The organism is Micromonospora sp. WMMD558, from assembly GCF_049315255.1.
Classification (GTDB): domain Bacteria; phylum Actinomycetota; class Actinomycetes; order Mycobacteriales; family Micromonosporaceae; genus Micromonospora.
Genome location: NZ_CP186061.1, coordinates 5,090,846 through 5,113,172, shown reverse-complemented (window position 1 = coordinate 5,113,172; position 22,327 = coordinate 5,090,846). Strand labels below are relative to the sequence as shown.

The 22,327-nt window shown below is 73.6% G+C and carries 24 protein-coding genes and 1 riboswitch; of the genes, 12 read left to right on the top strand and 12 right to left on the bottom strand.

Going from position 1 to position 22,327, the window contains the following annotated elements; translation table 11 throughout:
* Window positions 1-31: 31 nt before the first annotated feature.
* On the bottom strand, window positions 32-547 hold the full coding sequence (locus ACN26Y_RS24355; protein WP_230688746.1) for an NUDIX hydrolase: 516 nt from the start codon (window positions 545-547) through the stop codon (window positions 32-34).
* Between the two features lie 160 nt (window positions 548-707).
* Here ACN26Y_RS24355 and ACN26Y_RS24350 point away from each other — a divergent pair, with 160 nt between their 5' ends.
* Window positions 708-1,190: a type II toxin-antitoxin system PemK/MazF family toxin gene (locus tag ACN26Y_RS24350; protein ID WP_155332514.1), complete on the top strand. Its 483-nt coding sequence runs from the start codon at window positions 708-710 to the stop codon at window positions 1,188-1,190.
* Between the two features lie 58 nt (window positions 1,191-1,248).
* On the opposite strand, the gene ACN26Y_RS24345 is transcribed toward ACN26Y_RS24350, so the two are convergent.
* Window positions 1,249-1,896, bottom strand: a complete 648-nt coding sequence (locus ACN26Y_RS24345) for a GGDEF domain-containing protein (RefSeq protein ID WP_155332513.1) — start codon at window positions 1,894-1,896, stop codon at window positions 1,249-1,251.
* 241 nt (window positions 1,897-2,137) lie between these two features.
* Here ACN26Y_RS24345 and ACN26Y_RS24340 point away from each other — a divergent pair, with 241 nt between their 5' ends.
* From ACN26Y_RS24340 to ACN26Y_RS24320, 5 genes are all read left to right on the top strand, one after another.
* On the top strand, window positions 2,138-2,377 hold the full coding sequence (locus ACN26Y_RS24340; RefSeq protein WP_155332512.1) for a DUF397 domain-containing protein: 240 nt from the start codon (window positions 2,138-2,140) through the stop codon (window positions 2,375-2,377).
* Window positions 2,378-2,505: 128 nt separating this feature from the next.
* Window positions 2,506-3,393, top strand: a complete 888-nt coding sequence (locus ACN26Y_RS24335) for a helix-turn-helix domain-containing protein (RefSeq protein WP_155332511.1) — start codon at window positions 2,506-2,508, stop codon at window positions 3,391-3,393.
* Window positions 3,394-3,509: 116 nt separating this feature from the next.
* Window positions 3,510-4,559, top strand: a complete 1,050-nt coding sequence (locus ACN26Y_RS24330; RefSeq protein WP_155332510.1) for a LacI family DNA-binding transcriptional regulator — start codon at window positions 3,510-3,512, stop codon at window positions 4,557-4,559.
* A gap of 4 nt (window positions 4,560-4,563) precedes the next feature.
* A complete protein-coding gene (locus tag ACN26Y_RS24325) occupies window positions 4,564-4,767 on the top strand; it encodes a hypothetical protein (protein WP_155332509.1) in 204 nt (67 codons plus the stop codon).
* Window positions 4,768-4,894: 127 nt separating this feature from the next.
* A complete protein-coding gene (locus ACN26Y_RS24320) occupies window positions 4,895-6,340 on the top strand; it encodes a serine/threonine-protein kinase (RefSeq protein ID WP_155332508.1) in 1,446 nt (481 codons plus the stop codon).
* A 31-nt stretch (window positions 6,341-6,371) separates the two neighbouring features.
* Here ACN26Y_RS24320 and ACN26Y_RS24315 read toward each other — a convergent pair whose 3' ends face one another.
* A complete protein-coding gene (locus ACN26Y_RS24315) occupies window positions 6,372-7,064 on the bottom strand; it encodes a carbon-nitrogen hydrolase family protein (protein ID WP_422733579.1) in 693 nt (230 codons plus the stop codon).
* Window positions 7,065-7,166: 102 nt separating this feature from the next.
* Here ACN26Y_RS24315 and ACN26Y_RS24310 point away from each other — a divergent pair, with 102 nt between their 5' ends.
* Entirely contained in the window at window positions 7,167-7,967 is an 801-nt protein-coding gene (locus ACN26Y_RS24310) for a DedA family protein (RefSeq protein WP_155332506.1), read from the top strand.
* A gap of 611 nt (window positions 7,968-8,578) precedes the next feature.
* Window positions 8,579-9,160: a hypothetical protein gene (locus tag ACN26Y_RS24305; protein ID WP_422733578.1), complete on the top strand. Its 582-nt coding sequence runs from the start codon at window positions 8,579-8,581 to the stop codon at window positions 9,158-9,160.
* Window positions 9,161-9,259: 99 nt separating this feature from the next.
* Here ACN26Y_RS24305 and ACN26Y_RS24300 read toward each other — a convergent pair whose 3' ends face one another.
* Both ACN26Y_RS24300 and ACN26Y_RS24295 read right to left on the bottom strand, forming a co-directional pair.
* The gene (locus ACN26Y_RS24300; protein ID WP_196255680.1) at window positions 9,260-9,679 is read right to left on the bottom strand and encodes a protein-tyrosine phosphatase family protein; all 420 of its coding nucleotides are present in this window, start codon (window positions 9,677-9,679) and stop codon (window positions 9,260-9,262) included.
* A 55-nt stretch (window positions 9,680-9,734) separates the two neighbouring features.
* Window positions 9,735-12,008 (bottom strand): ATP-binding cassette domain-containing protein, encoded by a 2,274-nt coding sequence (locus ACN26Y_RS24295; RefSeq protein WP_155332504.1) that lies wholly within the window; start codon window positions 12,006-12,008, stop codon window positions 9,735-9,737.
* Window positions 12,009-12,188: 180 nt separating this feature from the next.
* On the opposite strand from ACN26Y_RS24295, the gene ACN26Y_RS24290 reads away from it, so the two are divergent.
* Window positions 12,189-12,911 (top strand): MerR family transcriptional regulator, encoded by a 723-nt coding sequence (locus ACN26Y_RS24290; RefSeq protein WP_422733577.1) that lies wholly within the window; start codon window positions 12,189-12,191, stop codon window positions 12,909-12,911.
* A gap of 24 nt (window positions 12,912-12,935) precedes the next feature.
* Here the strand turns inward: ACN26Y_RS24290 and ACN26Y_RS24285 are convergent, their stop codons facing one another.
* Both ACN26Y_RS24285 and ACN26Y_RS24280 read right to left on the bottom strand, forming a co-directional pair.
* Window positions 12,936-13,664 (bottom strand): class I SAM-dependent methyltransferase, encoded by a 729-nt coding sequence (locus ACN26Y_RS24285; RefSeq protein WP_155332502.1) that lies wholly within the window; start codon window positions 13,662-13,664, stop codon window positions 12,936-12,938.
* A gap of 150 nt (window positions 13,665-13,814) precedes the next feature.
* Window positions 13,815-15,251: a glycine hydroxymethyltransferase gene (locus tag ACN26Y_RS24280; protein WP_155332501.1), complete on the bottom strand. Its 1,437-nt coding sequence runs from the start codon at window positions 15,249-15,251 to the stop codon at window positions 13,815-13,817.
* Between the two features lie 18 nt (window positions 15,252-15,269).
* A riboswitch (ZMP/ZTP riboswitch) is annotated at window positions 15,270-15,360 on the bottom strand.
* A 165-nt stretch (window positions 15,361-15,525) separates the two neighbouring features.
* Here ACN26Y_RS24280 and ACN26Y_RS24275 point away from each other — a divergent pair.
* On the top strand, window positions 15,526-16,395 hold the full coding sequence (locus tag ACN26Y_RS24275; protein WP_155332500.1) for a metallophosphoesterase family protein: 870 nt from the start codon (window positions 15,526-15,528) through the stop codon (window positions 16,393-16,395).
* A gap of 49 nt (window positions 16,396-16,444) precedes the next feature.
* On the opposite strand, the gene ACN26Y_RS24270 is transcribed toward ACN26Y_RS24275, so the two are convergent.
* The 4 genes from ACN26Y_RS24270 to ACN26Y_RS24255 all read right to left on the bottom strand — a co-directional run bounded on the left by ACN26Y_RS24270 (window position 16,445) and on the right by ACN26Y_RS24255 (window position 20,277).
* Window positions 16,445-16,945 carry a hemerythrin domain-containing protein gene (locus tag ACN26Y_RS24270; RefSeq protein WP_155332499.1) on the bottom strand — a complete coding sequence of 167 codons (501 nt, stop codon included), beginning with the start codon at window positions 16,943-16,945 and terminating at the stop codon, window positions 16,445-16,447.
* A gap of 108 nt (window positions 16,946-17,053) precedes the next feature.
* A complete protein-coding gene (locus ACN26Y_RS24265; RefSeq protein WP_155332498.1) occupies window positions 17,054-18,544 on the bottom strand; it encodes a S8 family peptidase in 1,491 nt (496 codons plus the stop codon).
* A 148-nt stretch (window positions 18,545-18,692) separates the two neighbouring features.
* Window positions 18,693-19,562, bottom strand: a complete 870-nt coding sequence (locus tag ACN26Y_RS24260; RefSeq protein ID WP_155332497.1) for an NAD(P)H-hydrate dehydratase — start codon at window positions 19,560-19,562, stop codon at window positions 18,693-18,695.
* Window positions 19,546-20,277, bottom strand: a complete 732-nt coding sequence (locus ACN26Y_RS24255) for a histidine phosphatase family protein (RefSeq protein WP_155332496.1) — start codon at window positions 20,275-20,277, stop codon at window positions 19,546-19,548. The genes ACN26Y_RS24260 and ACN26Y_RS24255 overlap by 17 nt, the downstream gene beginning before the upstream one ends.
* Window positions 20,278-20,407: 130 nt before the next feature.
* Here ACN26Y_RS24255 and ACN26Y_RS24250 point away from each other — a divergent pair, with 130 nt between their 5' ends.
* Window positions 20,408-20,638 (top strand): hypothetical protein, encoded by a 231-nt coding sequence (locus tag ACN26Y_RS24250; RefSeq protein ID WP_155334271.1) that lies wholly within the window; start codon window positions 20,408-20,410, stop codon window positions 20,636-20,638.
* Between the two features lie 87 nt (window positions 20,639-20,725).
* Window positions 20,726-21,706, top strand: coding sequence for a DNA polymerase domain-containing protein (locus ACN26Y_RS24245; RefSeq protein ID WP_155332495.1), 981 nt, complete (start codon window positions 20,726-20,728; stop codon window positions 21,704-21,706).
* Window positions 21,707-21,749: 43 nt separating this feature from the next.
* On the opposite strand, the gene ACN26Y_RS24240 is transcribed toward ACN26Y_RS24245, so the two are convergent.
* Window positions 21,750-22,322, bottom strand: coding sequence for a GNAT family N-acetyltransferase (locus ACN26Y_RS24240; RefSeq protein WP_230688745.1), 573 nt, complete (start codon window positions 22,320-22,322; stop codon window positions 21,750-21,752).
* Window positions 22,323-22,327 lie beyond the last annotated feature (5 nt).

The window sequence follows — 22,327 nt, the reverse complement described above, 5'->3', positions numbered from 1 at the left end:
GCTCCACTGTGCCCGTGGTCGGCCGTTTCCGTCACGACCAGAGCTCGAACGGCTCGTCGACGCGCTCGCCGGCCAGGAAGCGGGGAAGCAGGTCGGGCAGCCGTCCCGGGTAGAAGCGCGCGTCGCCGGCCGTCACCTCGGCCACCGGCCACCACCGGAAGCCGAAGTAGTCCTCCCGCTCGTACGCGAGCCGGTGCGTCTCGTCGACGTCCGGGCCCGGCACGGCGAGCCGGACCGGGACGACCACCTCGTCCTGGAGGTGCCGGCGGTGGCGGTGCAGGAAGCTGGCCCGCCGACGCCAGGTCGGCGCCCCGACCAGGGCGGGGGCGACGGCGATGCCGGTCTCCTCGTGCAGTTCCCGGACGGCCGTGTCGAGGTACGTCTCGCCGGGGTCCATCCCGCCGCCCGGCAGCTCCCACCACGTGCCGAGCCGCGGGTGCGCCGGGTCGCGGGTGTGGAACAGCAGCACCCGTCCGTCGACGTCGAGCACCACGAGCCGTACCGCCCGCCGCTCGACGACCGGGTAGTCGTCCGGCAGCCCGGTCACCACGGGGTTCCGAACGGGGAGGGCGGGCGCACGGGGACGGGCATGGCCCCGATCCTGGCCGGTGCCGGCGTGCCCGTCCAGTTCGGTGCGCCGGTGTTTCCTCAGCCGGGCGGTGTCCCTCAGCCGTGGGACGGGAGGGGCAGGCGTTAGGCTGCCGGCCGTGGCAGGTCTTCTCCGGAGTGTGGCCGCGCGCCTCGGCACCGTCATCCCGTCCCCGCGGCGACCGGGCCCCGCCCCGGCCCAGGTCGCGCGTCGGCGCCAGGTCGCCGCGCTGCAACGTCGCCAGCTCGCGTACGCCCCGGAGCTGGACGGGCATGCCGACCCGGGGGAGATCGTCTGGACCTGGGTGCCGTACGAGGACGACCCCCGCCAGGGCAAGGACCGTCCGGTGCTGGTGGTGGGCCGGCACAGCCGGACGTTGTTCGGGCTGATGCTCTCCAGCCAGGACGACCGCGACGGACAGCGGCACTGGCTGGCCCTCGGGGCGGGTGGTTGGGACCGGTCCGGCCGTCCGAGCTGGCTGCGGCTGGACCGGGTGCTGACCATGCGCGAGGACTGCATCCGTCGCGAGGGGGCGGTGCTCGACCGGGAACGCTTCGACCGGGTGGCCCGGGCGCTGCGCGCCGGCTACGGCTGGCGGTAGGGCATCTCCCAGGCGCGTCGGCGCCCCCGGCGGCCGGGCAGGTGACGGAGCGGGCGGGTCAGCGGTCGGTCGCGCCCGCGCTGTCGAGCTGGCGGCGCGGGCGGGCGGACGCGACGCCCTTCGCCCGGTACATCGCCGCGTCGGCCTGGTCCAGCGCCTCGGTCAGCTGGCCCGGGCCGGTGACCGGCGCCAGGCCGACCGAGGCCGTCACCTGGATGGTCAGCCCGCGCAGGGGGATCGGCGCGGCGAGGATGTCGCAGAGTCGCCGGGTGGCGTGCTCGATCCACCGCCGGTCCACCCGCGGCGTGGTCAGCAGCCCGGCGAACTCGTCGCCGCCGAGCCGGGCGACCGGATCGCCACCGGCGAAGGCGGCGAACCGCTGGGCGACGCTGACCAGCACCTGGTCTCCGACGGCGTGCCCGTACCGGTCGTTGATCTGCTTGAAGTCGTCGAGGTCGAGGACGACGGCGATGACAGGCCGGCCGGCCGCCCCGGTCAGCACCGCGGCGGCGAGCCGGTGGAAGGCGCGCCGGTTGGGCAGGCCGGTCAGCGGGTCGTGGCTCGCCGCGTGGCGCTCGGCCGCGAGTTCGGCCTGCAGCACGGCGAGCTCGGCTTCGGCTCGGATAGCCCGGCGGTGCAACTGCCAGGACGAGACGAGGGCTCCCGCGGCGCAGATGCCGGACGCGATGGTCAACGGATCCGGCACGAGCCCTCCCGTCACGCCGACGCCCCGGCCCCGCCGGCGGTCACCGACACCCCGTGTTTCCCTGGTGGCAGCCCAGGGTGAGATGACTGTCCGTGAGCGGTTCGGTACCGCACACGTCGGTTATCATGCTCGCTGTCCAATGCGGATGCAATAGCAGATGCACGTGCAGGAAACCCCTCCGTCCATTCGCGACGCCTCCACCGGCCCCGGTGCGAGCGGGTGCGTGAAGAGAAAGACGTACATGCAGCAGCCACCGAACGGCCTCCCCACCAACCAGCTGCCGCCGTTGCGGTGGCAGAAGAGTCGCCGCAGCAACCCCAGCGGCAACTGCGTCGAGTTGGCCGAGCTGCCCGGCGGGGCGGGCATCGCGGTCCGCAACTCCCGGCACCCCGACGGGCCCGCCCTCATCTACACGGTGGACGAGATCGCGGCCTTCGTGCTCGGCGCCCGCGACGGCGACTTCGACCACCTGATCCGCTGACCCGCCGTCCCGCTGCCGGGCCCGATTCGCCTCGCCGGAGCCATTCACCTCACTGACCGTCCATGGCATGCTTACACCCCGGTCGGGTTCGATCGCCCGACGGCATGGTGGCGTGCGGAGGGTCGGCAGTGGCGATGGTTCCCGCCGAGGGCGGTCCGGCGACCGGCCCCACCGTCCTGCGCATGCTGCTCGGCGCGCAGTTGCGCCGGCTGCGCGAGTCCAGCGGAGTGACCCGCGAGGGCGCCGGCTGGGAGATCCGCGCCTCGGAGTCGAAGATCAGCCGGATGGAGCTCGGGCGGGTCGGCTTCAAGGAGCGGGACGTCGCCGACCTGCTCACCCTCTACGGGGTCGCCGAGCCGCAGGAGCGGGAGGCGCTGCTCAAGCTCGCCCGGGACGCGAACAGCCCCGGCTGGTGGCACCGGTACGGCGACGTGCTGCCGTCGTGGTTCCAGGCGTACCTGGGGTTGGAGGCCGCCGCGTCCCTGATCCGGACGTACGAGGTCCAGTTCGTGCCCGGCCTGTTGCAGACGCCGGCGTACGCGCGGGCCGTCGTGCTCCTCGGCCACGGCCGCGCCACGCCGGCGGAGATCGACCGGCGGGTCGCCCTGCGCATGCAGCGGCAGCGCGTGCTGCGCCGGGAGGACCCGCCCCAGTTGTGGGCGGTCGTGGACGAGGCGGCGTTGCGCCGGCCGATCGGCGGCCCGGGGGTGATGCGCGACCAGGTGACGGCACTGATCGAGGCGACCAAGGCGCCGAACGTCCGGCTCCAGATCCTTCCGTTCGCCGCGGGCGGGCACGCCGCCGCCGGAGGCGCGTTCACGATCCTGCGGTTCGGTGCGGACGACCTGCCGGACGTCGTGTACCTCGAACAACTCACCACCGCGCTCTACCTGGACAAACGGGACGACCTCGAGAACTACGCGGCGGCGATGGAACGGCTCCGCGGGGAGGCGGAGCCGCCGGAGCGCACGCCGGAGATCCTCGGCCGGATCCTGGACGACCTGCACGGGCGGTAACTCCCGGGACCGCGCGCGGCCGTGGCGCGCCGGTTCGCCCGCATCCCATTGACCGACGCCGACACTTCCGGCTACGCTCTGGATCGATCCAGTCTGAATCGATCCAGAGGTGACCGGTGAAGCCGACTCTGCAAGCCGTGGCCGACGCGGTGGGGGTGTCCCGCAGCACGGTCTCCAACGCGTACTGCCGGCCCGACCAGCTCTCCTCGGCGCTGCGGGAGCGGATCCTGGCCACCGCCCGGCAGATGGGCTACCCAGGGCCCAACCCCACCGCCCGCTCGCTTCGACGGGGGTACGTGGGCGCGATCGGCGTCCTCTTCACGTCCCGGCTGTCGTACGCGTTCACCGACCCGTTCGCCGTCCGCTTCCTCGCCGGTCTCGCCGAGGCTGCCGAGCAGGGCGGCACCAGCCTGCTGCTCGTGCCGTTGCCCGACGACCCGGCCGGCGCGCGAGTGGCGGTGGAGAACGCCGCCGTGGACGGGTTCTGCGTCTACTGCGCCGGCCACGAGGGCTGGGCCATCGACGCGATCCGGGGCCGCGGCGTGCCGTACGTGACCACCGCGCCCCCCGACACCGCCGGCCCCGACGACCGCTTCGTCGGCATCGACGAGCGCGCCGCCGCCCGGGAGATCGCCCGGCACGTGGCCCGCCTCGGGCACCGGCGGGTGGCCCTGCTCGGCGACTCGGTGCTGCCCGGTGCACCCGCCGGGCCGCTGCGGCTCGCCGCTGCGACCGAGGTCCCGCATCCGACCACACGGGGACGGCTCGCCGGCTTCGCCGACGCCTTCGCCGAGGTGGGTGTGGCCTGGCCGGAGCTGACCGTGCTCACCGCCCCCGCCAACGACCGCGCCGCCGCCGCGGCCGCCGTCGCCGCCCTGCGTACCGCCGACCGGTCGCCCACGGCGGTGCTGGCCTGCTCCGACGTCCTCGCCCTCGGCGCGCGCGACGCGCTGGCCGGCGGCCCGCCGGTCTCGGTCACGGGGTTCGACGACGTCCCCGAGGCGGCCGCCGCCGGGCTGACCACCGTGCGGCAGCCCGCCGAGGAGAAGGGCCGCATCGCCGCCCGCCTGCTGCTCGACCCGCCCGCGGAACCCGGGGCCCGGCAGGTTCTGCTGCCCACCACACTCGTCGTCCGGTCGTCCACCGGACCCGTCCCGAGGAGTTGACCCCATGGACCAGCCCACCGGTTTCGTTCTCGCCGTCGACGCGGTGACGCGGCACGTCACCTCCGCCCGACCGGACGCGCCGATCCGCCCCGAGCCGCCGCGCACCCCACGGCTCGCCGCCACCCGACGGGCCTCCGCAGCCACCCTGCGCCGGCTCGCCGACCGCATCCAGCCCGCCCCGGTGCCCGCTCCGCCCCGTTGCTCCTGAACCGGTGTTTTGCGGCCAGCGGAAGTTGGTGCTTCGGGCATGATCCGGTCACCGCGGCCGGTACCGGACGTGGCTCTCTGCGTAGTCGGTGGTCCTACCCGCCGTCGGGCAGGCAGACTGGAGACCTATGTCGCCGTTCACGCCAAGCCTCCGGCTGCACGACCGGTACGTCCTGCGCGAGCGCATCGGCCGCGGCGGGATGTCCGAGGTGTGGCGCGCCCACGACGAGGTGCTGCACCGGCCGGTGGCGGTGAAGGCCCTCGCCGGCGAGCTGGCCGCCGACCCTCAGCTCCGGGCCACCATCCAGCGCGAAGCCCGCGCGGCCGCCCGGCTGAGCCACCCGCACGTGACCCAGGTGTACGACTACGGCGAGGCGTCCCTCGCCGGTGGCGCCGTCGTGCCGTACCTGGTGATGGAGCTGGTGGACGGGCACAACCTCGCCGACCGGCTGGCCGCCGGCCCGCTGCCTTGGCCCGAGGCGGTCCGGATGGCCGCGCAGGTCGCCGCGGCGCTCGCCGACGCCCACCGGATCGGCGTCGTGCACCGCGACATCAAACCCGGCAACGTCATGCTCACCGCCACCGGCGCGAAGGTGCTCGACTTCGGCATCGCCGCCCTGGCCGGTCCCGACCACCCCCTGGCCGGGCAGACCGGTGAGCTGCTGATGGGCACGCCCGCGTACTTCGCCCCGGAGCGGATGCGGCCCGGCCCGCCGAACCCGGCCAGCGACGTGTACGCCCTCGGCGCGCTGCTCTACCGCACGCTCACCGGCCGGGCGCACCTGCGCGTGGACAGCTGGGAGGACGCGGTCGACGTGCACGCCCGTGGCGCCACCGTGCCGCCACCGGCCGTACCCGGGCTACCGGCCGACGTCGCGCGGCTCACGCTCGCCTGCCTCGCCGCCGATCCGGCCCGCCGTCCCACCGCCGCGCAGCTCGCCGCCCACCTGCGTGCCACGCGACCCGCCGCCCCACCCGCGAACCCGCCGACCGCGATCCTGCCGTCCGTCGCCGCGTCGACGCCCGCCCACGCGCCGACGCTGGTCGACCGGCGCCCGGCCACCCCCGACGGTGCCGGGCCACGGCCGCCCGCCCCGACCCGGGCACCCGCCCGACGGTCGGACCGGCCGGTCGCCGCCCTGGTGGCCGCGGGTCTCGCCCTGGTCGTCGCGACCGTCGCCGCGCTGGTCCTCGGCGACCGGGGCGACCAGGCCCCGACCGCGGGACGGTCCGTGCCGGTCGAGGCGCCGAGCAGCTCGCCCGCGCCGAGACCCAGCACCGCCGCGCCCACCACCGCCGGACCGGCGCCGGTCAACCTGCGCGAGGTGGCCGCCGAGTTCGCCGCGGTGCTCGCGCTGGCGGTCGCCCAGGGCGACGTCGACCGCAAGACCGCCGAGCAGCTGGGCAGGGACCTCGTCGAGCTGGGCGGCCGGCCGCGGGACCGGGCCGAGCGGGTCGAGAAGCTGCGCGAGCGCCTCGACAAGGCCGTCGAGGACGGCAAGCTCGACCCGACGGTGGCCGCCCAGCTCGACGCCCTGCTCGCCGACACCGGCGGCACCCGGCGCGACGGCTGACGGTGAGCGGGCGCCGGCCCGGACCGCCGGCTCATCCCAGGACCGTCCGGGCGATGTCGCCGGTCGCCGCGCCGGCCCGCGCCAGCACGGTGCCGTCCGGGGACCAGATCGCCGATCGGCCGGCCGCCTCCGGGTAGCCCTCGCCGGACGAGCCGGCGAAGCTGGCCACGGCCACGTGGACCCGGTGCGCCGTGGCGATCCGGTGGGCCCGCCCGTCGGTCACCGCCGCGTCCCGGGCGGCCTCGAGGACGGACGCCACGTACACCTCGATCCCCGCGGCGGCGGTGCGCCGGGCGTGCTCCGCGACCCCGGTGTCCCTGCAGATCGCCAGGCCCAGCCGCCAGCCGTCCACGTCGAGCACCGCCGGTGCCGGGCCGGGGGAGAAGCGTCGCGGCTCCGTCCCACCCAGCCACATCTTCCGGTACGCCACCCGCGCCCCGCCGCCGTCCACGGCCAGCGTCGCGATGTGGTCACCGGCGACCGGCGCGCCGGCCAGGGCCAGCGCCCCCGTCGCGGCACACGCCTCGACCAGTGGCGCCAGCACCGGGTGGGTGGGGTCGAGGACGGGCGCGTCCAGGTGGTAGCCGGTCAGGGACAACTCCGGGAAGACCACGACCCGGGCGTCCGCCGCGCGGACCGCGTCGGCGTGCCGAGCCGCGTTGACCGCGACGTCGTACGGCTCACCCGCCGGTTGCGCGACGGCGATACGCAGGGGCGTACGCATTCGGGCGGCTCCTCTCCCGGGGCTCCGCAGCATAATCGGATCGCGCCAAAGTGGGGCCGCCCGCTCGGCCGGCTCTCAGGATGGGTTCGTAGCGTGTAGCTCATGTCTGGAACCGCGCACGCCCTACTCGCCGCCGGCACCGCCACCGGGGAGGCCGCACCACCCCAGGACGGCCTCGTCGGGTACGTCACCGGCCTGGTGGAACGGCTCGGAGGGCCCGGCGCGGGTCTGGCCGTGGCCCTGGAGAACCTCTTCCCGCCGATCCCCAGCGAGGTGATCCTGCCGCTCGCCGGGTTCGTCGCCGGGCAGGGCCGGATGAGCCTGGTCAGCGCGATCTTCTGGACGACGCTCGGCTCGCTGCTCGGCGCGCTGGCCCTGTACTACATCGGGGCCGCGCTCGGGCGGGAGCGGATGCGGGCCATCGCCGCCCGGCTGCCGCTGGTGAAGCTGAGTGACGTGGACCGCACCGAGGAGTGGTTCCTCCGGCACGGCGTCAAGGCGGTGTTCTTCGGGCGGATGATCCCGATCTTCCGCAGCATGATCTCCATCCCGGCGGGCGTGGAACGGATGCCGATCCTGACCTTCGCCGTCTACACCACGCTGGGCAGCCTGATCTGGAACACCACGTTCGTCATGGCCGGCTACCTGCTCGGGGACAACTGGCATCTCGTCGAGGGGTACGCCGGCGCCCTTCAGAAGATCGTCATCGTCGCCTGTGCGGTGGGGCTCGTCTGGTTCGTCGTCACGCGGGTGCGCCGGTCGCGTACGGCCGGTGGTGTGCTGCCGAACGGGCCCGAGGACGAGTTCCCCTCGTCCGTCCCGCCCGCCGACGGCGTACCCGACCCGCACGGCCGCGGCACGCTGTACCGCAGCTCGTGGTCGCAGGGGCAGGACGTCGGATAGGCGACTCGTCGTTGGTTGCGGTAGGGGGTGTGGCCCGCCGTGCCCGGCTCCTCACTGTCAGGCCTGATCCCTGCGCCGGTCACGGCGGGCCACACCCCTGACCTGGCCCTGTTCCGCCGGTGGGATGCCGACTCAGCCCTGTTCCGTGGCGAGATCTTGGAAGGGTTTGGCCCCTGGAGGGGCCGAATTCCTCCGTGATCTCGATGCGTCGCGTGCGCGTGCTGGGTGGTGTGTCCGGTTGGTCTGTGCCGTGTCACGCCCGGGTGTCTGGTTTGGGGGTGTGATGGGCGGCATCGTGGGGGTGGAATGGTGGCGGGGGCGGGGTCGTTACATCACCTGGACGATCGAGTAGGGCCGCCCACCCGAGCGGGTGGGGCATGGGTCCTCGGGCCCGGCCGGAATGATGGCGGGCCGGTGGTCGTTACATCTGGATCCGGCACCACGAGGGCCCCGGCCCCGGTTCGCCGGTCTTTCGATCACCACCTGCCCGCCCCCCTTGGGCCTGGTGGTCATCCCCTGAATGTCTGTGAGCGCCGGACGGTGCTTGCGTCACCACACCCCTTTCCCCCCTTTGCGGGTGGGTGGCGTCTTCCCCCGAATGGAGCTTGATCATGAACTCGAAGCTGCTGCGTAAGAGCGTTCTCGGTATCGCTGGTCTGGCCTTCGCCGGTGGCATGGTCGCCGGCCCCGCCACCGCCGCCCCGTCGGTGGAGTCCAAGCCGGTCGCCGCCACGGTGCTGGCCGACAAGCCCGACACCGGCAAGCTGATTCCGCACGGTGTGCAGGGCAAGCAGTCCCGCATCGACCTGGACGACGAGCAGGTCGCGAATGTGAAGGCGATCATCGCGGCGACGAAGAAGGCCGGCATGGACGAGCGGGCCGCCGTGGTGGCCATCGCCACCGCGTTGCAGGAGTCGAAGCTGGTCAACCTGGGTCACCTGGGTGAGCGCAACGACCACGACTCGCAGGGCCTGTTCCAGCAGCGCCCGTCCAGCGGGTGGGGCACGGTCGAGCAGATCACCGACCCCGAATACTCCACGCTGGCGTTCCTGAAGGGTCTCAAGCAGGTCGACGGTTGGCAGGACATGCCGCTGACCAAGGCCGCCCAGACGGTGCAGGTGTCGGCCTACCCGTTCCACTACGCCCAGTGGGAGACCCAGGCCGCCGACCTCGTCGCCGAGCACTGGAACTGACTTTCCTCATAGGGGGAACCAAGCCGCTGGCCGGCACCCGAACCCGGGTGCCGGCCAGCGGCGTCTGTGCCGTAGGCGTCACCCCGCAGGGGCCTGTGGTCACCGGAGCCGGTGGAGCCAGCGACGCTGCCAGGGTGTCTCCACGGCCCGGGGCCGGTAGTGGGCGCGTACCCAGGGCACCGCCTCCCGGTGCGGCAGCCCGTCGAGGATCGCCAGCGCCGCCAGGGCGGTGCCGGTACGGCCGGTGCCGCCCCGGCACGCCACCTCGACCCGCTCGCCGCCGTGGGCGCGGGCCAGCGCCTCCCGGAGGGCGTCCAGCGCGTCGGCGCGGTCGACCGGCACCCAGAAGTCCGGCCAGCGGATCCGCCGGTGCGGCCAGGCCGGCACCGGCCCCGGCGCCAGCAGCAGCGCGAAGTCGGCCGGCGGGGCCGGGTCGGCGAGGCGGCGCCCGCGTACGGCGGCTCCGCTGGGGAGGACGACGACGCCCGGCAGCCCTGTCCAATCGTCGCGTTCACGCACCCGGCCATCATGCCGTGGTGGGTGGCCGGCCGCGGGGCGCGTCCGGCCACCGCGGTCAGCGGGCGACGTACTCGCGCAGGTGGCGGGCGGTGAGCGTGTCCCCGTGGGCGACCAGTTCGGCGGGTGTGCCGGTGAAGACGATCCGCCCGCCGTCGTGGCCCGCGCCCGGCCCGAGGTCGATCAGCCAGTCGGCGTGCGCCATCACCGCCTGGTGGTGCTCGATGACGACGACCGTGTTGCCGGCGTCGACGAGACGGTCGAGCAGGGCGAGCAGCTGGTCCACGTCGGCCAGGTGCAGGCCGGTGGTCGGTTCGTCGAGGACGTACGTGCTGGTCTTCTCGGCCATGTAGATGGCCAGCTTGAGTCGCTGCCGCTCGCCGCCGGAGAGGGTGGTGAGCGGCTGGCCCAGCGTGATGTAGCTCAGCCCGACGTCGGCGAGCCGGTCGAGGATGACCCGGGCCGGACCGCTCGGGAAGAAGTCCCGCGCCTCGCTGACCGGCATCGCCAGCACCTCGCTGATGTTCTTCCCACGCAGCCGGTAGGTGAGCACCTCGTCGGTGAACCGGCGGCCCTCGCACCGCTCGCAGACCGAGGCGACCCCGGCCATCATGGCCAGGTCCGTGTAGACGAGGCCGATGCCCTTGCAGGTCGGGCAGGCGCCCTCGGAGTTGGCGCTGAACAGCGCGGCCTTCACGCCGTTCGCCTTCGCGAAGGCGGTGCGTACCGGGTCGAGCAGGCCGGTGTACGTGGCGGGATTGCTGCGCCGCGAGCCCCGGATGGGGGACTGGTCGACGATGACCACCCCGTTGCGGCGGCGCAGGGAGCCGTGGATGAGCGAGCTCTTGCCGGAGCCGGCCACCCCGGTGACCACGGTCAGCACGCCGAGCGGGACGTCCACGCTCACGTCGCGTAGGTTGTGCAGGTCGGCGTTGCGGATCGCCAGGTGCCCGGTGGGCGTCCGGACCTGGTCGCGCAGCCGGACCCGGTGGTCGAGGTGCCGGCCGGTGAGCGTGTCGGAGCGGCGCAGGCCGCCGACGTCGCCGGTGTAGCAGACGTGGCCGCCGGCCGTACCGGCGCCGGGCCCGAGGTCGACGACGTGGTCGGCGATCACGATGGTCTCCGGCTTGTGCTCGACCACCAGCACCGTGTTGCCCTTGTCGCGCAGCCGCCGCAGCAGGTCGTTCATGCGGGCGATGTCGTGCGGGTGCAGGCCGACGGTGGGCTCGTCGAAGACGTACGTGACGTCGGAGAGCGGTGAGCCGAGGTGCCGCACCATCTTCACCCGCTGCGCCTCGCCGCCGGAGAGGGTGGCCGACTCGCGGTCCAGGCTGAGGTAGCCCAGACCGATCTCGACGAGGGAGTCGAGCAGGTCGCGCAGATTGGCGACGAGCGGGGCGACCGCCGGGTCGTCGATGCCCCGCACGAACTCGGCCAGGTCGCTGATCTGCATGGCGGCGCACTCGGCGATGTTGCGCCCGGCGATCCGGGAGGAGAGGGCGGCGGCGTTCAGCCGGGTGCCGCCGCAGTCGGCGCAGGTCGTGAACGTGACCGCCCGGTCGACGAACGCCCGGATCTGCGGCTGCATCGACTCGCGGTCCTTGGCGAGGTAGAGCCGCCGGACCTTGACGACCAGCCCCTCGTACGTCCAGTTGTTGCTGCCGACCTTGATCTTCGTGGCCGGCTTGTGGAGGAGGTCCTGCCACTGCTGCGGCGTGTAGTCCTGGAGTTTGGCGTCCGGATCGAACAGCCCGGAGTTGGCGACGATCTGCCAGTACCAGGTGTCGACGCCGAAGTTGGGGACGGTGATCGCGCCGCCGTTGAGCGACTTCTCCACGTCGACGAGTTCGGTGACGTCGAGGTCGGAGACCCGGCCCAGCCCTTCGCAGGCCGGGCACATGCCCTCGGCGAGGTTGAAGCTGAACGCGCCCGCCCCGCCGACGTACGGCTGGCCGAGCCGGCTGAAGACGATGCGCAGCATCGCGTACGCGTCGGTGGCGGTGCCGACCGTCGAGCGGGAGTTGACGCCCATCCGCTCCTGGTCGACGACGATGGCCGGGGTGAGGTTGCGCAGGGAGTCCACGTCCGGCCGGGACAGGCTCGGCATGAAGGTCTGGAGGAACGCGCTGTAGGTCTCGTTGATCAGCCGCTGTGACTCCGCGGCGATGGTGCCGAAGACCAGCGAGGACTTGCCGGAGCCGGAGACCCCGGTGAAGACGGTCAGCCGGCGCTTGGGGATGTCGACCGAGACGGAGGCGAGGTTGTTCTCCCGCGCTCCGCGTACCTCGATCATGTCGTGGCTGTCGGCGGCGGACCGGTCTGGCTGCTGCATGCGAACCCTTCACGTGAATCGTGGGCAGGGCGAAGCCCCGCCGGGTGTGCGTCTTCTGGCCTGGCCGCCTTCAATCGTCTCATTGAAGCCCTCGTAGAGACTTCGCGTGCACAGGCCAGCGCGCTGAAGGCGAAGGACACCGGAAAGTCTCAAACAACGCGTAAGCAGTAGGGTGAGCTTGTGAGGACAGCGCGCCGGCTCCGGGCCGTGGACGTCGCCGCGACGGCCGGCATCTCCACCCAGCAGGTCCGCAACTACGTCGCCGACGGGGTGCTGCCGCCGGTCGAGCGCACCCCGTCCGGGTACCGGATCTTCACCGAGGCGCACGTGCGGGCCCTCGCCGTGGCGCGGCGGATGGCCGAGGGGCACGGCTGGGCGCGTACGCGGGAGGTCATGACCGCGGTCCACCGGGGTGACCTGCCGGCGGCGCTGGCGGCGCTCGACGGCGGCCACGCCGAGCTGGACCGGGAGCGGGCCGAGATCCGGCGGGTGCTCGGCGCGTTCGAGACCGTGGTGTCCGCGCCGGCGGTCGCGGCGCCGCGGGACGGCGCGCGGATCGGCGGGGTGGCGCGGCGGGTCGGCGTCCGCACCTCCCAGCTGCGGTTGTGGGAGGAGCGCGGCCTGCTCCGGCCGGTGCGCGACCGGGCCACCGGCTACCGGGTGTACGACGCGGCCGAGCTGCGCGCCGCGCAGGTGGTCGCGCTGCTGCGGCGCGGGGCGTACCCGTTCGACATCATCTCCGCCGTGCTGGACGAGCTGCGCACCACCGGCAGCGCCGTCCGGGTGCGCGCCGAGTTGGCACGCCGCGAGCAGGATCTGCACCGCCGGAGCCTGCGGCGGTTGCGGGCGACCGCGGCGCTGCACGACTACCTGCGCGAACGCGGCGAGGCCGGCCCGGTCTGAGCGGCGTCGGACCTCGACCCAGGCCTAACGCAGCACGAGCAGGTCCAGGTGGTCGACGACCGGCCCGGGGGTGTGCGGCGCGGCGGCACGCAGCCGGGCCACGCCGGCCTCGTACGCGTCGTCGCTGATCAACCGCAGCGGCGTGTGCGCCCGCCGGTCCAGTCGGTGCGCGAAGTCCGCGAGGGACGCGGCGGTGGTCTGGGCGACCGCCTCGACGCTGCTGACCGGGAAGCCGGCCGCGGCGAACACGGCGCGGACGCGGGCCAGATCGGGGTACGTCTCCAGCACCTCGATGGCCTCCGGGAACCAGTGGAAGAGACCGATCCGCTGGTGGCGCCCGGGGAAGGGGGAGCGGATCAGCACCGGCGCGCCGGGGCGCAGCACCCGGCGCAGCTCGTGGGCCGCCGCGTCGAGGTCCGGAACGTGGTGCAGCATCGTCGACAGCCAGGCGGCGTCCACGCTGGAGTCGCGCAGTGGCAACGCCCCGGCGTCCCCGGCGAGCAGCGGCCGGTGGTCCGCGTACGCGCGCATCGCCGTCGCGGGCTCCACGCCCACCACCCGGATGCCGAACCACCCGGTGAAGGCGTGCGCCCAGGCACCGGTGCCGCAGCCCAGGTCGAGCAGGGTCGTGGTGTCCCGGGGCCGCAGGTGCTGCTGCACGGCGTGGCGCCAGCGGTCGAGGCTGGCCGGGGGCAGCTCCCGGGTGGCGGCGAAGGCCGCCGCCTCGGCGTCGTCGTAGGAGACCAGAGCCACGTCCATCACCTCGCCACCGTCGCCGGGAGGTCCGGGCGATCGTTGCTGAGGTTCTAGTCGGACGGTGACCCCGTGGGCAACACCTTGTGATGTACCCCCCGAAACGTTGACGGCCGGGCGAGTGCCGCCCGGCCGTCACGACGGGACGGATCAGGCCAGGTCGACGCCCGGGTACAGCGGGAAGCCCGCCAGCAGCTCCGTGGCCTGCTTGCTGACCTTGTCGGCGATCGCCGGGTCGAGGACGTACTTCGCCTTCGAGGGGGTGCCGTCGGCGTTGGCGCCCGGGGTGGTCTGGCCGAGCACGGCGTGGATCAGCTCGGCGGTGGCGTCCATCTCCGCGGTGCCGAGGCCCCGGGTGGTCAGGGCCGGCGTGCCGATCCGGATGCCGGAGGTGTACCAGGCGCCGTTCGGGTCCTGCGGGACGGAGTTGCGGTTGGTGACGATGCCGGAGTCGAGCAGCGCCTGCTCGGCCTGCCGGCCGGTGAGGCCGTACGAGGTGACGTCGATGAGCACCAGGTGATTGTCGGTGCCGCCGGTGACCAGCTTGGCGCCGCGGCGCAGCAGCCCGTCGGCGAGGGCCTGCGCGTTGGCGACGATCCGCTGCGCGTAGTCGGCGAAGTCGGGGCGGCGGGCCTCGGCCAGGGCGACCGCCTTGGCGGCCATCACGTGCGGCAGCGGGCCGCCGAGCACCATCGGGCAGCCCCGGTCGACCTGCTCGGCCAGCTCCGGCTGGCAGAGCACCAGGCCGCCGCGCGGGCCGCGCAGCGACTTGTGCGTGGTGGTGGTGACGATGTGCGCGTGCGGCACCGGGTCGAAGTCGCCGGTGAAGACCTTGCCGGCGACGAGGCCGGCGAAGTGCGCCATGTCGACCATGAAGGTGGCGCCGACCGAGTCGGCGATCTCCCGCATGATCCGGAAGTTGACCTTCCGGGGGTACGCCGAGTAGCCGGCGACCAGGATCAGCGGCTTGAACTCGCGGGCCGCCTCGGCGACCTTGTCGTAGTCGACCAGGCCGGTGTCCGGGTCGGTGCCGTAGCTGCGCTGGTCGAACATCTTGCCGGAGATGTTCGGCCGGAAGCCGTGGGTGAGGTGGCCACCGGCGTCCAGCGACATGCCGAGCATCCGCTGGTTGCCCAGCTCGCGGCGCAGCGCGAACCAGTCGGCCTCGGTGAGGTCGTTGACGTGCCGGGCCTGGGCGCGCTTGAGCGCCGGCGACTCGACCCGGTCGGCCAGGATCGCCCAGAAGGCGACCAGGTTGGCGTCGATGCCGGAGTGCGGCTGCACGTACGCGTGGGACGCGCCGAACAGCTCCCGGGCGTGCTCGGCGGCGAGCGCCTCCACGGTGTCCACATTCTGGCAGCCGGCGTAGAAGCGGCGGCCGACCGTGCCCTCGGCGTACTTGTCGCTGAACCAGTTGCCCATGGCCAGCAGGGTGGCCGGGGAGGCGTAGTTCTCGCTGGCGATGAGCTTGAGCGACTCGCGCTGGTCGGCCAGCTCGGCGCGGATGGCGTCGGCCACGCGCGGCTCGACGCCGCCGATCACTTCGAGCGCGCTGCGGAAAGCGGTGGACTCGGCGTTCAGCGACATGCGACCTCCTGGTGACGTGCGGAAGGCCCAGGCGCTCGGCATGCGTCCTCGTGACGGGGCCGCTCCCCGATGGTTCTCCATCTCCAATGCGCCAGTCACGGCCCGAGGGGGATCCTACCGGGTGCGGGCGGGCCGGACCGTCCGCCGGGGGTCGACCGGGCGGTCGCGGTCACCCGGCCGTCGGGGGTCGGCCGCGCCGGGGCCGGGCACAGCGCCCCCGAGGCCGGCCGTCGGGGGTCGCGGGGCCGGTGACGGGCCGCCTAGGATCGACGGCATGGCGGGGGCGGGTGGTGGCGGGAGCCTGCTGGCCATCAGCGACCTGCACGTGCGGCACGCGGACAACCGCGCGATCGTCGAGGGGCTGCGTCCCGACTCGCCGGACGACTGGCTGCTCGTCGCCGGGGACGTCGGCGACACCGTCGAGCAGATCGAGTGGGCGCTGCGGCTGCTGGCCGGTCGGTTCGCGAAGGTGGTCTGGTCCCCGGGCAACCACGAACTGTGGACTCCGCCCAGCGATCCGGTGACGCTGCGCGGCGTGGCGCGCTACGCCCACCTGGTCGAGCTGTGCCGCGGCCTCGGCGTCCTCACCCCGGAGGATCCGTACCCGGTGTGGGCGGGGCGTGGCGGTCCGGTGACCGTGGCGCCCCTGTTCCTGCTGTACGACCACAGCTGGCGGCCGGAGGGCTTCGACACGCCGGAGGCGGCGCTGGCCGAGGCGTACCGGACGGGGGTGGTCTGCACCGACGAGTACCTGCTGCACCCCGACCCGTACGAGAGCCGCTCGGCGTGGTGCGCGGCCCGGGTGGCGCAGACCGCCCGGCGGCTGGCCGAGCGGGATCCGGCGCTGCCGACCGTGCTGGTCAACCACTGGCCCCTGGTCCGGGAGCCGACGCGGATCCTGCGCTACCCGATCTTCGCCCAGTGGTGCGGCACCGAGGCCACCGCCGACTGGCACGTCCGCTTCGGCGCCGCCGTCATGGTCTACGGCCACCTGCACATTCCCCGCACGACCTGGTACGACGGCGTACGGTTCGAGGAGGTGTCGCTGGGCTACCCGCGCGAGTGGCGGCGGCGCAGCGCGCCCCCGGGGCAGCTACGGCGGGTCCTGCCGGAGCCGGACGGGGTGCCGGCGACCGCCTGGTGACACGCGTCGGGGCCCGACCGACGGCCGGGCCCCGGACGGCGTGGCGGGGTCAGGCGCGCACCGCGTCCAGCGACTTCTTCAGCGCCTTCGGCGCGGCCGGCGAGCGGGGTGCCGTCGGACGCATGTCGATCATCCGCTGGCCGAGATCCTGCAGTTGGTTACGGCCCATCTTCTCGCGCACCTTGGGGAACCACTCCTGCTCCTCCTCCTCGACGTGGTGCAGCACGTTCTCGATCAGCACCGTCGTCTTGGCGTTGTAGTGCTCGTCGTCCGGCTTCATCGTGAAGAGTTCGAAGCAGAGCACGTCGGCCACGTGGTGCTCCTCGTACGACTCCAGGATGTGGTCCTCCAGCTCCGGCAGGCGCTTGCGGACCTCCGGGTACATGACCTCGTTCTCCAGGTACGTGTGCACGGTGAGCGCTTCGAGGATCTGCTTCACGAGCTTCTCGCGCTGGCTCGCCGGAGCGTCCTCGTTCGCCTGGAACTCCTTGAACAGGCGACGCATCTCCTTGTGGTCCTCTTTCAACAGGACGATGGCATCGGTCGACACCGGCTGACCTCCTCGACGTGGGCTGAGGACTCCCTCCGTACCCCACAGTGAGCAGGAGAAACGGGTGGGCCCGGCGGATCACCGCCGGGCCCACCGTGGTGCTGGTCGCTACTTCACGGCCTGGTAAGCGTTGACCATGCCGGCGCCGTAGAAGCCGTTGCGCGCCCCGCCGGAGCAGGTCGCGTCGTAGGCGTGCGGGCCGGCCGGGTGGAGCGGCGCCGGGTTGTAGACGCCATCCGGGCAGGACTGCGCCACGGCGCTGTTCTCCAACAGGGCCGCCAGAGCCCCCGGCTTGATGCCCGGGTGCGCCGAGGCGGCGAGCGCCGCGACACCCGCCGCGTGCGGCGAGGACATCGAGGTGCCCTGCTTGTAACCCCAGCCGTTGCCGCTGGTCTGCGACCAGGTGGTGGACAGGATGCCGTCGGTGGTGGTCGGGAGGGCACCCTGGGTGCGGAACCGGGTGTCGCCGCCCGGCGCCGTCACGTCGACGACCCCGGTGCCGTACGACGAGTAGAAGCTCTTCTCCCCGGTCGGGCCGGTCGCCGAGACGGTGACCACGCCCGGCGCCTCACCCGGCAGGACGAGGCAGGCGCTGTTGAGGTCCTTGCGGTCCTCGACCGGGCCGCTGCCGTCGTTCGGGCTGCCGTCGTCGGTGTTCTTGTGCGCCAGGTCCCAGTTGGAGTTGCCCGCCGACGCGACGTGCAGCACGCCCTGGGACTGCGAGTAGCGGATGGCCCGCTGCACCGCCTTCCACACCGGACGCTGCCGCTCGTCGTTCCGGCAGTTCAGCTCCCACGGGTCGATGTAGTAGCTGTTGTTGGTCACCTGCATGCCGTGCTCGGCGGCCCACATGAACCCGCAGACCGCAGCCTCCGGGAAGATCCAGCCGCCGTCGTTGACGACCTTGACCGCGGCCACCTTGACGCCCGGTGCGACGCCGGTGACGCCGACGCCGTTGATCGCCGCGGCGATCGTGCCGGCCACGTGGGTGCCGTGGTCGGAGGTGGTCGGGTTCCAGGCCGTCTCGGACGTGTCGACGACGCCGCCGAGGCAGGACGCGCTCTTGTCCTTGGCGATCTGGCTGGCCAGGTCGGGGTGGCTGCTGGAGATGCCGCTGTCCAGCACGCCCACCACGACGTTCGCGCTGCCGGTGGTGACGGCGTGCGCCTCGGGCACGTCGATCATCGGCATGTCCCACTGCAGGCCGTAGAGCGGCTCGCCGGTGGGGTCCCCGGCGGCAGCGGCGACGGCCGCGGTGTCGGCCTCGATGGCCACGCCCTCGTCGATGGCGGCACCGAGGCCGGTCGTCGCGGCGACCGAGTCGACCCCGCTGCCCGCCACGTCGGCGGCGAACCCGGGGTTGGTGGAGCGGACGACGAGCACGCCGATCTGGTCGTACTCGGCCACCACCGTGCCCTTGGCGGCGGCCACGCGGGCCGCTGCCTTGTCGGTCTTGGCGCCCTGCGGGGCCAGCACCAGGTACGTGGTGTCCGGCCCGGCGGCCGACGCGGCCGGAGCCATGCCACCGGTGACGGCGAGACCGACACCGAGGGACACGGCCGACGCGGCGGCCAGTGTCTTGCGACGGAGGTTCTTCACACAGACTCCCAGGGGGCTGTTGCGGTGCCGGTGCACTCCCTGGTGGGGAGCGACCGGTGGGTGGCGGGCAGGTCGCCGGCCACCGATGAACACAGCGCCGGAAAGTCATGTGGCGTTACACACACTTTCTCGCGGGAGACAAATGGTGTCAGACCGTGGCGAGGGTGTGCGGGATCTCGTCGAGCAGCTCGCGGGCCAGGAAGCCGATCCGGCCGTACTGCGGCACCAGGCGCTGGCCGCTGACGGCGTGCGCGAACGCGCCCCAGCACGCGGCCTGCGCCGGCTCCGCGCCCCGGGACAGCAGGCCGGCCAGCAGACCCGCCCGCACGTCGCCGCTGCCCGAGGTGCCCAGCCCCGCGTCGCCGCTCTCCTCCCGCCAACCGCGCCCGTCCGGAGTGGCGATGTGGCCGTACAGCGACACCACGGCGTCGTACCGGCCGGCCAGCTCCGCCGCCGCCGCGTCCAGGTCGTCGCCCGGCTCGCGGCCGAGCAGGTGCCGGGCCTCGGTGAGGTTGGGGGTCAGCACCACCGGACGGCCCGCGCCGACCAGCAGGTCCGGGGCGTGGCTGAGGGCCCCCAGGGCGTACGCGTCGAGCACCAGCGCCGTCTCCCGGCTCGCCGCGTCGAGCACCGTACGCAGCAGGAGTCCGGTCTCGTCGATGTCCTTGAGTCCCGGGCCGACCGCCACCACGTCCGCCTCGGCCACCAGCTCGCCGAGCCGGTCGCCGCCGGCACCGGCCACCGCGCCGTCCGCGGTCTCCGGCAGCCCCACCACCAGTGCCTCCGGCACCTGGATGCTCAGCGCGGCGGCGGTCGACTCGGCGGCGGCGAGCTGAAGCACCCCGGCACCCGCCCGCAGGGCGGCCACCCCGGCGAGCAGGACCGCGCCGGGCGTGAACCGGGAGCCGCCGACCACCAGCACCGTGCCCCGCGACTCCTTGCCCCCGGACGGCATGGGCAGCGCCCAGTCCCGCAGCAGCGCCGGCGTGATGACCGGGGTGTCAGACCGGCTCGGCATGGACCTCGTCCTCCCTGGTCGGCCGGGCACCTTCGCGGCGCAGGTGGCGGACGTCGTTGAACACGTCGGGGCGGAGCCGCCCGTCCTCGTCGGCCGACCAGCCGGTCACCGAGCAGTTCGCGATGACGTGCTCACGGGTCAACGCCATCAGCTCCTCCTCGGTGAGCCCCTCCACCAGGTAACGCATGAGGAAGACCAGGGCGTCGTGGCCGAACAGCAGCACCCGCCGGCCCTCGTGGTCACGGCGGAGGTCACCGAGCAGGGCGCGCAGCCGCAGCGCCACGTCCGTCCACGACTCGCCGCCGGGCGGGCGGTAGTAGAACTTGCCCAGCCGGTCCCGCCGCGCCGCCTCCTCGGGGTACCGGCGGCGTACCCCGTGCCCGGTCAGGCCGTCGAGGATGCCCAGCTCCCGGTCGCGCAGCCGCTCGTCACGGGTGCAGGAGACACCGGTGCCGTCGAGGGCCAACTCGGCGGTGCGCCGCGCCCGCAGGTACGGCGACACCACCGCCACGTCGGGGCGGCGCGCCTCGGGCAGCCCGGCGAGCCACCGGCCGGTGGCCCGGGCCTGCTCCTCCCCGGTGCGGCTGAGCGGCACGTCCGGGTCGCGGTGGGTGAGGTCGATCAGCTCGGCGCCGGCCGCCTCGGCCGCCCCGGCCGCCACGTTCGCCGTGCTCTCGCCGTGCCGGACGATCCACAGCGCCGCCAGTTCCGCCATGCGCCACCCCCTACCCCGGCGCGTCGCCGGGTAACCGCGAGGCGCCGGCGCCCGCGGGCGTGAACGGGCCGAAGAGGGGTAAGCGCTGGCTCGACCACGACACGGACAGGGGAGGTACGCCGTGGCGACCATGACCATGGAGCAGAAGAGCGCCCTCAAGGACAAGAACTACGACCTCATCCACGCGGTACAGATGTCCCTGGAGAACATCTACCGGATGGAGACGTACATTTCCGACGCCGAGGCGCGCGGAGACAGCGAACTCGCCACCTGGTTCAAGAAGATCCAGGAGAACAACCGCAAGGCGGGTGAGCAGGGCAAGCAGATGCTGATGGCGCGCATGCAGCAGGAAGGGCGCTGATCGTCGCCGTACCGCCGGCCGGACCGCTCACCGGAGCCGTCCGGCCGGCGGCGTGTCCCCGCCAGTCGGCCCACGGGCGGTTACGGTGTGGGCGTGGCGACGACGGCGGCGGAGGAGATCCGGGTCGGGGAGCGCGTCGTGCGGGTCTCCAGCCCGGACAAGCCGTACTTTCCGGAGCGCGGGCTGACCAAGCTCGACGTGGTGCGATACTTCCTGGCCGTCGGCGACGGGATCCTGCGGGCCCTGCGGGACCGGCCGACCATGCTGGAGCGTTGGCCGCGCGGCGTCTTCGAGGGCGCGAAGATCGCCACCCGGCAGGACAACCGGGGTGACGCCTTCTACCAGAAGCGGCTGCCGGCCGGTGCGCCCGACTGGGTGCGGACCGCGCACATCACGTTCCCCAGCGGTCGTACGGCCGACGAGGTCGCGCCGAGCGAGCTGGCCGTGGTGATCTGGGCGGCCAATCTCGGCACGCTGCGTTTCCACCCGTGGCCGGTGTCCAGGGGCGACGTCGAGCGGCCGGACCAGCTGCGCATCGACCTGGACCCGCTGCCGGGGGTCGGCTTCGACCAGGTGGTGCCGGTGGCGCACGAGGTCCGCGCGTTCCTCGACGAGCTGGGGCTGGTCGGCTACCCGAAGACCACCGGCGGTCGGGGCCTGCACGTCTACCTCACCATCGAGCCCCGGTGGAGCTTCGGCGAGTGCCGGCGGGCCGTCCTCGCGCTCGGCCGGGAGATGCGGCGCCGCCGCCCCGACCTGGTGACCACCACCTGGTGGCGGGACCAGCGGGACCGGCCGGTGTTCGTCGACTACAACCAGATGGCCCGGGACCACACGATGACGTCGGCGTACTCGATCCGTCCGACGCCGGCGGCGCTGGTGTCCGCGCCGCTGGACTGGGCCGAGCTGGACGACGTCCGGCCGGAGGACTTCGACGTCACGACGATGCCGGCCCGCTTCGCCGAACGCGGTGACCCGCACGCCGGCCTCGACGACCGGGCGTACTCCCTGGAACCCCTGCTGGAACTCGCCGACCGCGAGGGCCTGGAGGCCCCACCGGAACGCTGAGCCGCTCCACCGACCTGTCCGCTGCTCGTCGGCTCTGCGGCGCTCACCGGTCGCTGTCGAGGCGGGAGTGGAGGTGCATGTCGTGCCAGCCGTCGGCGTGGCGGCCCTGCCCGCGTCTCGTACCCTCGGCTGCGAACCCGGCGTGCCGCGCGACCCGGCAGGACGCCAGGTTCGCGGTCGAGTGGGACAGCTCGACGCGGTGCAGCCGGAGGGTGGCGAAGGCCCAGGCGGTCACCGCGGACAACGCGCGCGGGGCGATGCGGCGACCTCGCGCGGCCGGCAGCACCCAGTACGACACCTCGGCCCAGCCCTCGGCGAGGTCCACCCGGCGCAGGCTGATCTGCCCGACGACGCGCCCCGCGTCGAGCACGGCCCACCCGGCGCCGGTCTCACCGCGCCACCGGCCCGGCCAGGCGGCTATCCAGTCGCCGGCCTCGTCGTCGGTCATCGACCGGCAGTGCCAACGTCGGATGGCCGGGTCGGCGTAGGCGGCCACCACCGCCGGACGATCCGACGCCCGCCAGGGTCTCATCAGCAGCTCGGCGGTGTGGATCTCAGGCTGCGGCAGCGCCGACATCGAGCCGGGCGGCAGCGCGGGGGTGGCGAGCAACGGCACACCGG

What these genes read in the sequence shown, in the direction of transcription:
- ACN26Y_RS24340 (WP_155332512.1), top strand. Translation starts at nt 2,138, where the DNA reads ATGCAGCAGCCACCGAACGGCCTCCCCACCAACCAGCTGCCGCCGTTG.
- ACN26Y_RS24325 (WP_155332509.1), top strand. Translation starts at nt 4,564, where the DNA reads ATGGACCAGCCCACCGGTTTCGTTCTCGCCGTCGACGCGGTGACGCGG.
- ACN26Y_RS24320 (WP_155332508.1), top strand. Translation starts at nt 4,895, where the DNA reads ATGTCGCCGTTCACGCCAAGCCTCCGGCTGCACGACCGGTACGTCCTG.
- ACN26Y_RS24315 (WP_422733579.1), bottom strand. Translation starts at nt 7,064, where the DNA reads ATGCGTACGCCCCTGCGTATCGCCGTCGCGCAACCGGCGGGTGAGCCG.
- ACN26Y_RS24310 (WP_155332506.1), top strand. Translation starts at nt 7,167, where the DNA reads ATGTCTGGAACCGCGCACGCCCTACTCGCCGCCGGCACCGCCACCGGG.
- ACN26Y_RS24305 (WP_422733578.1), top strand. Translation starts at nt 8,579, where the DNA reads ATGAACTCGAAGCTGCTGCGTAAGAGCGTTCTCGGTATCGCTGGTCTG.
- ACN26Y_RS24295 (WP_155332504.1), bottom strand. Translation starts at nt 12,008, where the DNA reads ATGCAGCAGCCAGACCGGTCCGCCGCCGACAGCCACGACATGATCGAG.
- ACN26Y_RS24280 (WP_155332501.1), bottom strand. Translation starts at nt 15,251, where the DNA reads ATGTCGCTGAACGCCGAGTCCACCGCTTTCCGCAGCGCGCTCGAAGTG.
- ACN26Y_RS24275 (WP_155332500.1), top strand. Translation starts at nt 15,526, where the DNA reads ATGGCGGGGGCGGGTGGTGGCGGGAGCCTGCTGGCCATCAGCGACCTG.
- ACN26Y_RS24260 (WP_155332497.1), bottom strand. Translation starts at nt 19,562, where the DNA reads ATGCCGAGCCGGTCTGACACCCCGGTCATCACGCCGGCGCTGCTGCGG.
- ACN26Y_RS24255 (WP_155332496.1), bottom strand. Translation starts at nt 20,277, where the DNA reads ATGGCGGAACTGGCGGCGCTGTGGATCGTCCGGCACGGCGAGAGCACG.
- ACN26Y_RS24250 (WP_155334271.1), top strand. Translation starts at nt 20,408, where the DNA reads ATGACCATGGAGCAGAAGAGCGCCCTCAAGGACAAGAACTACGACCTC.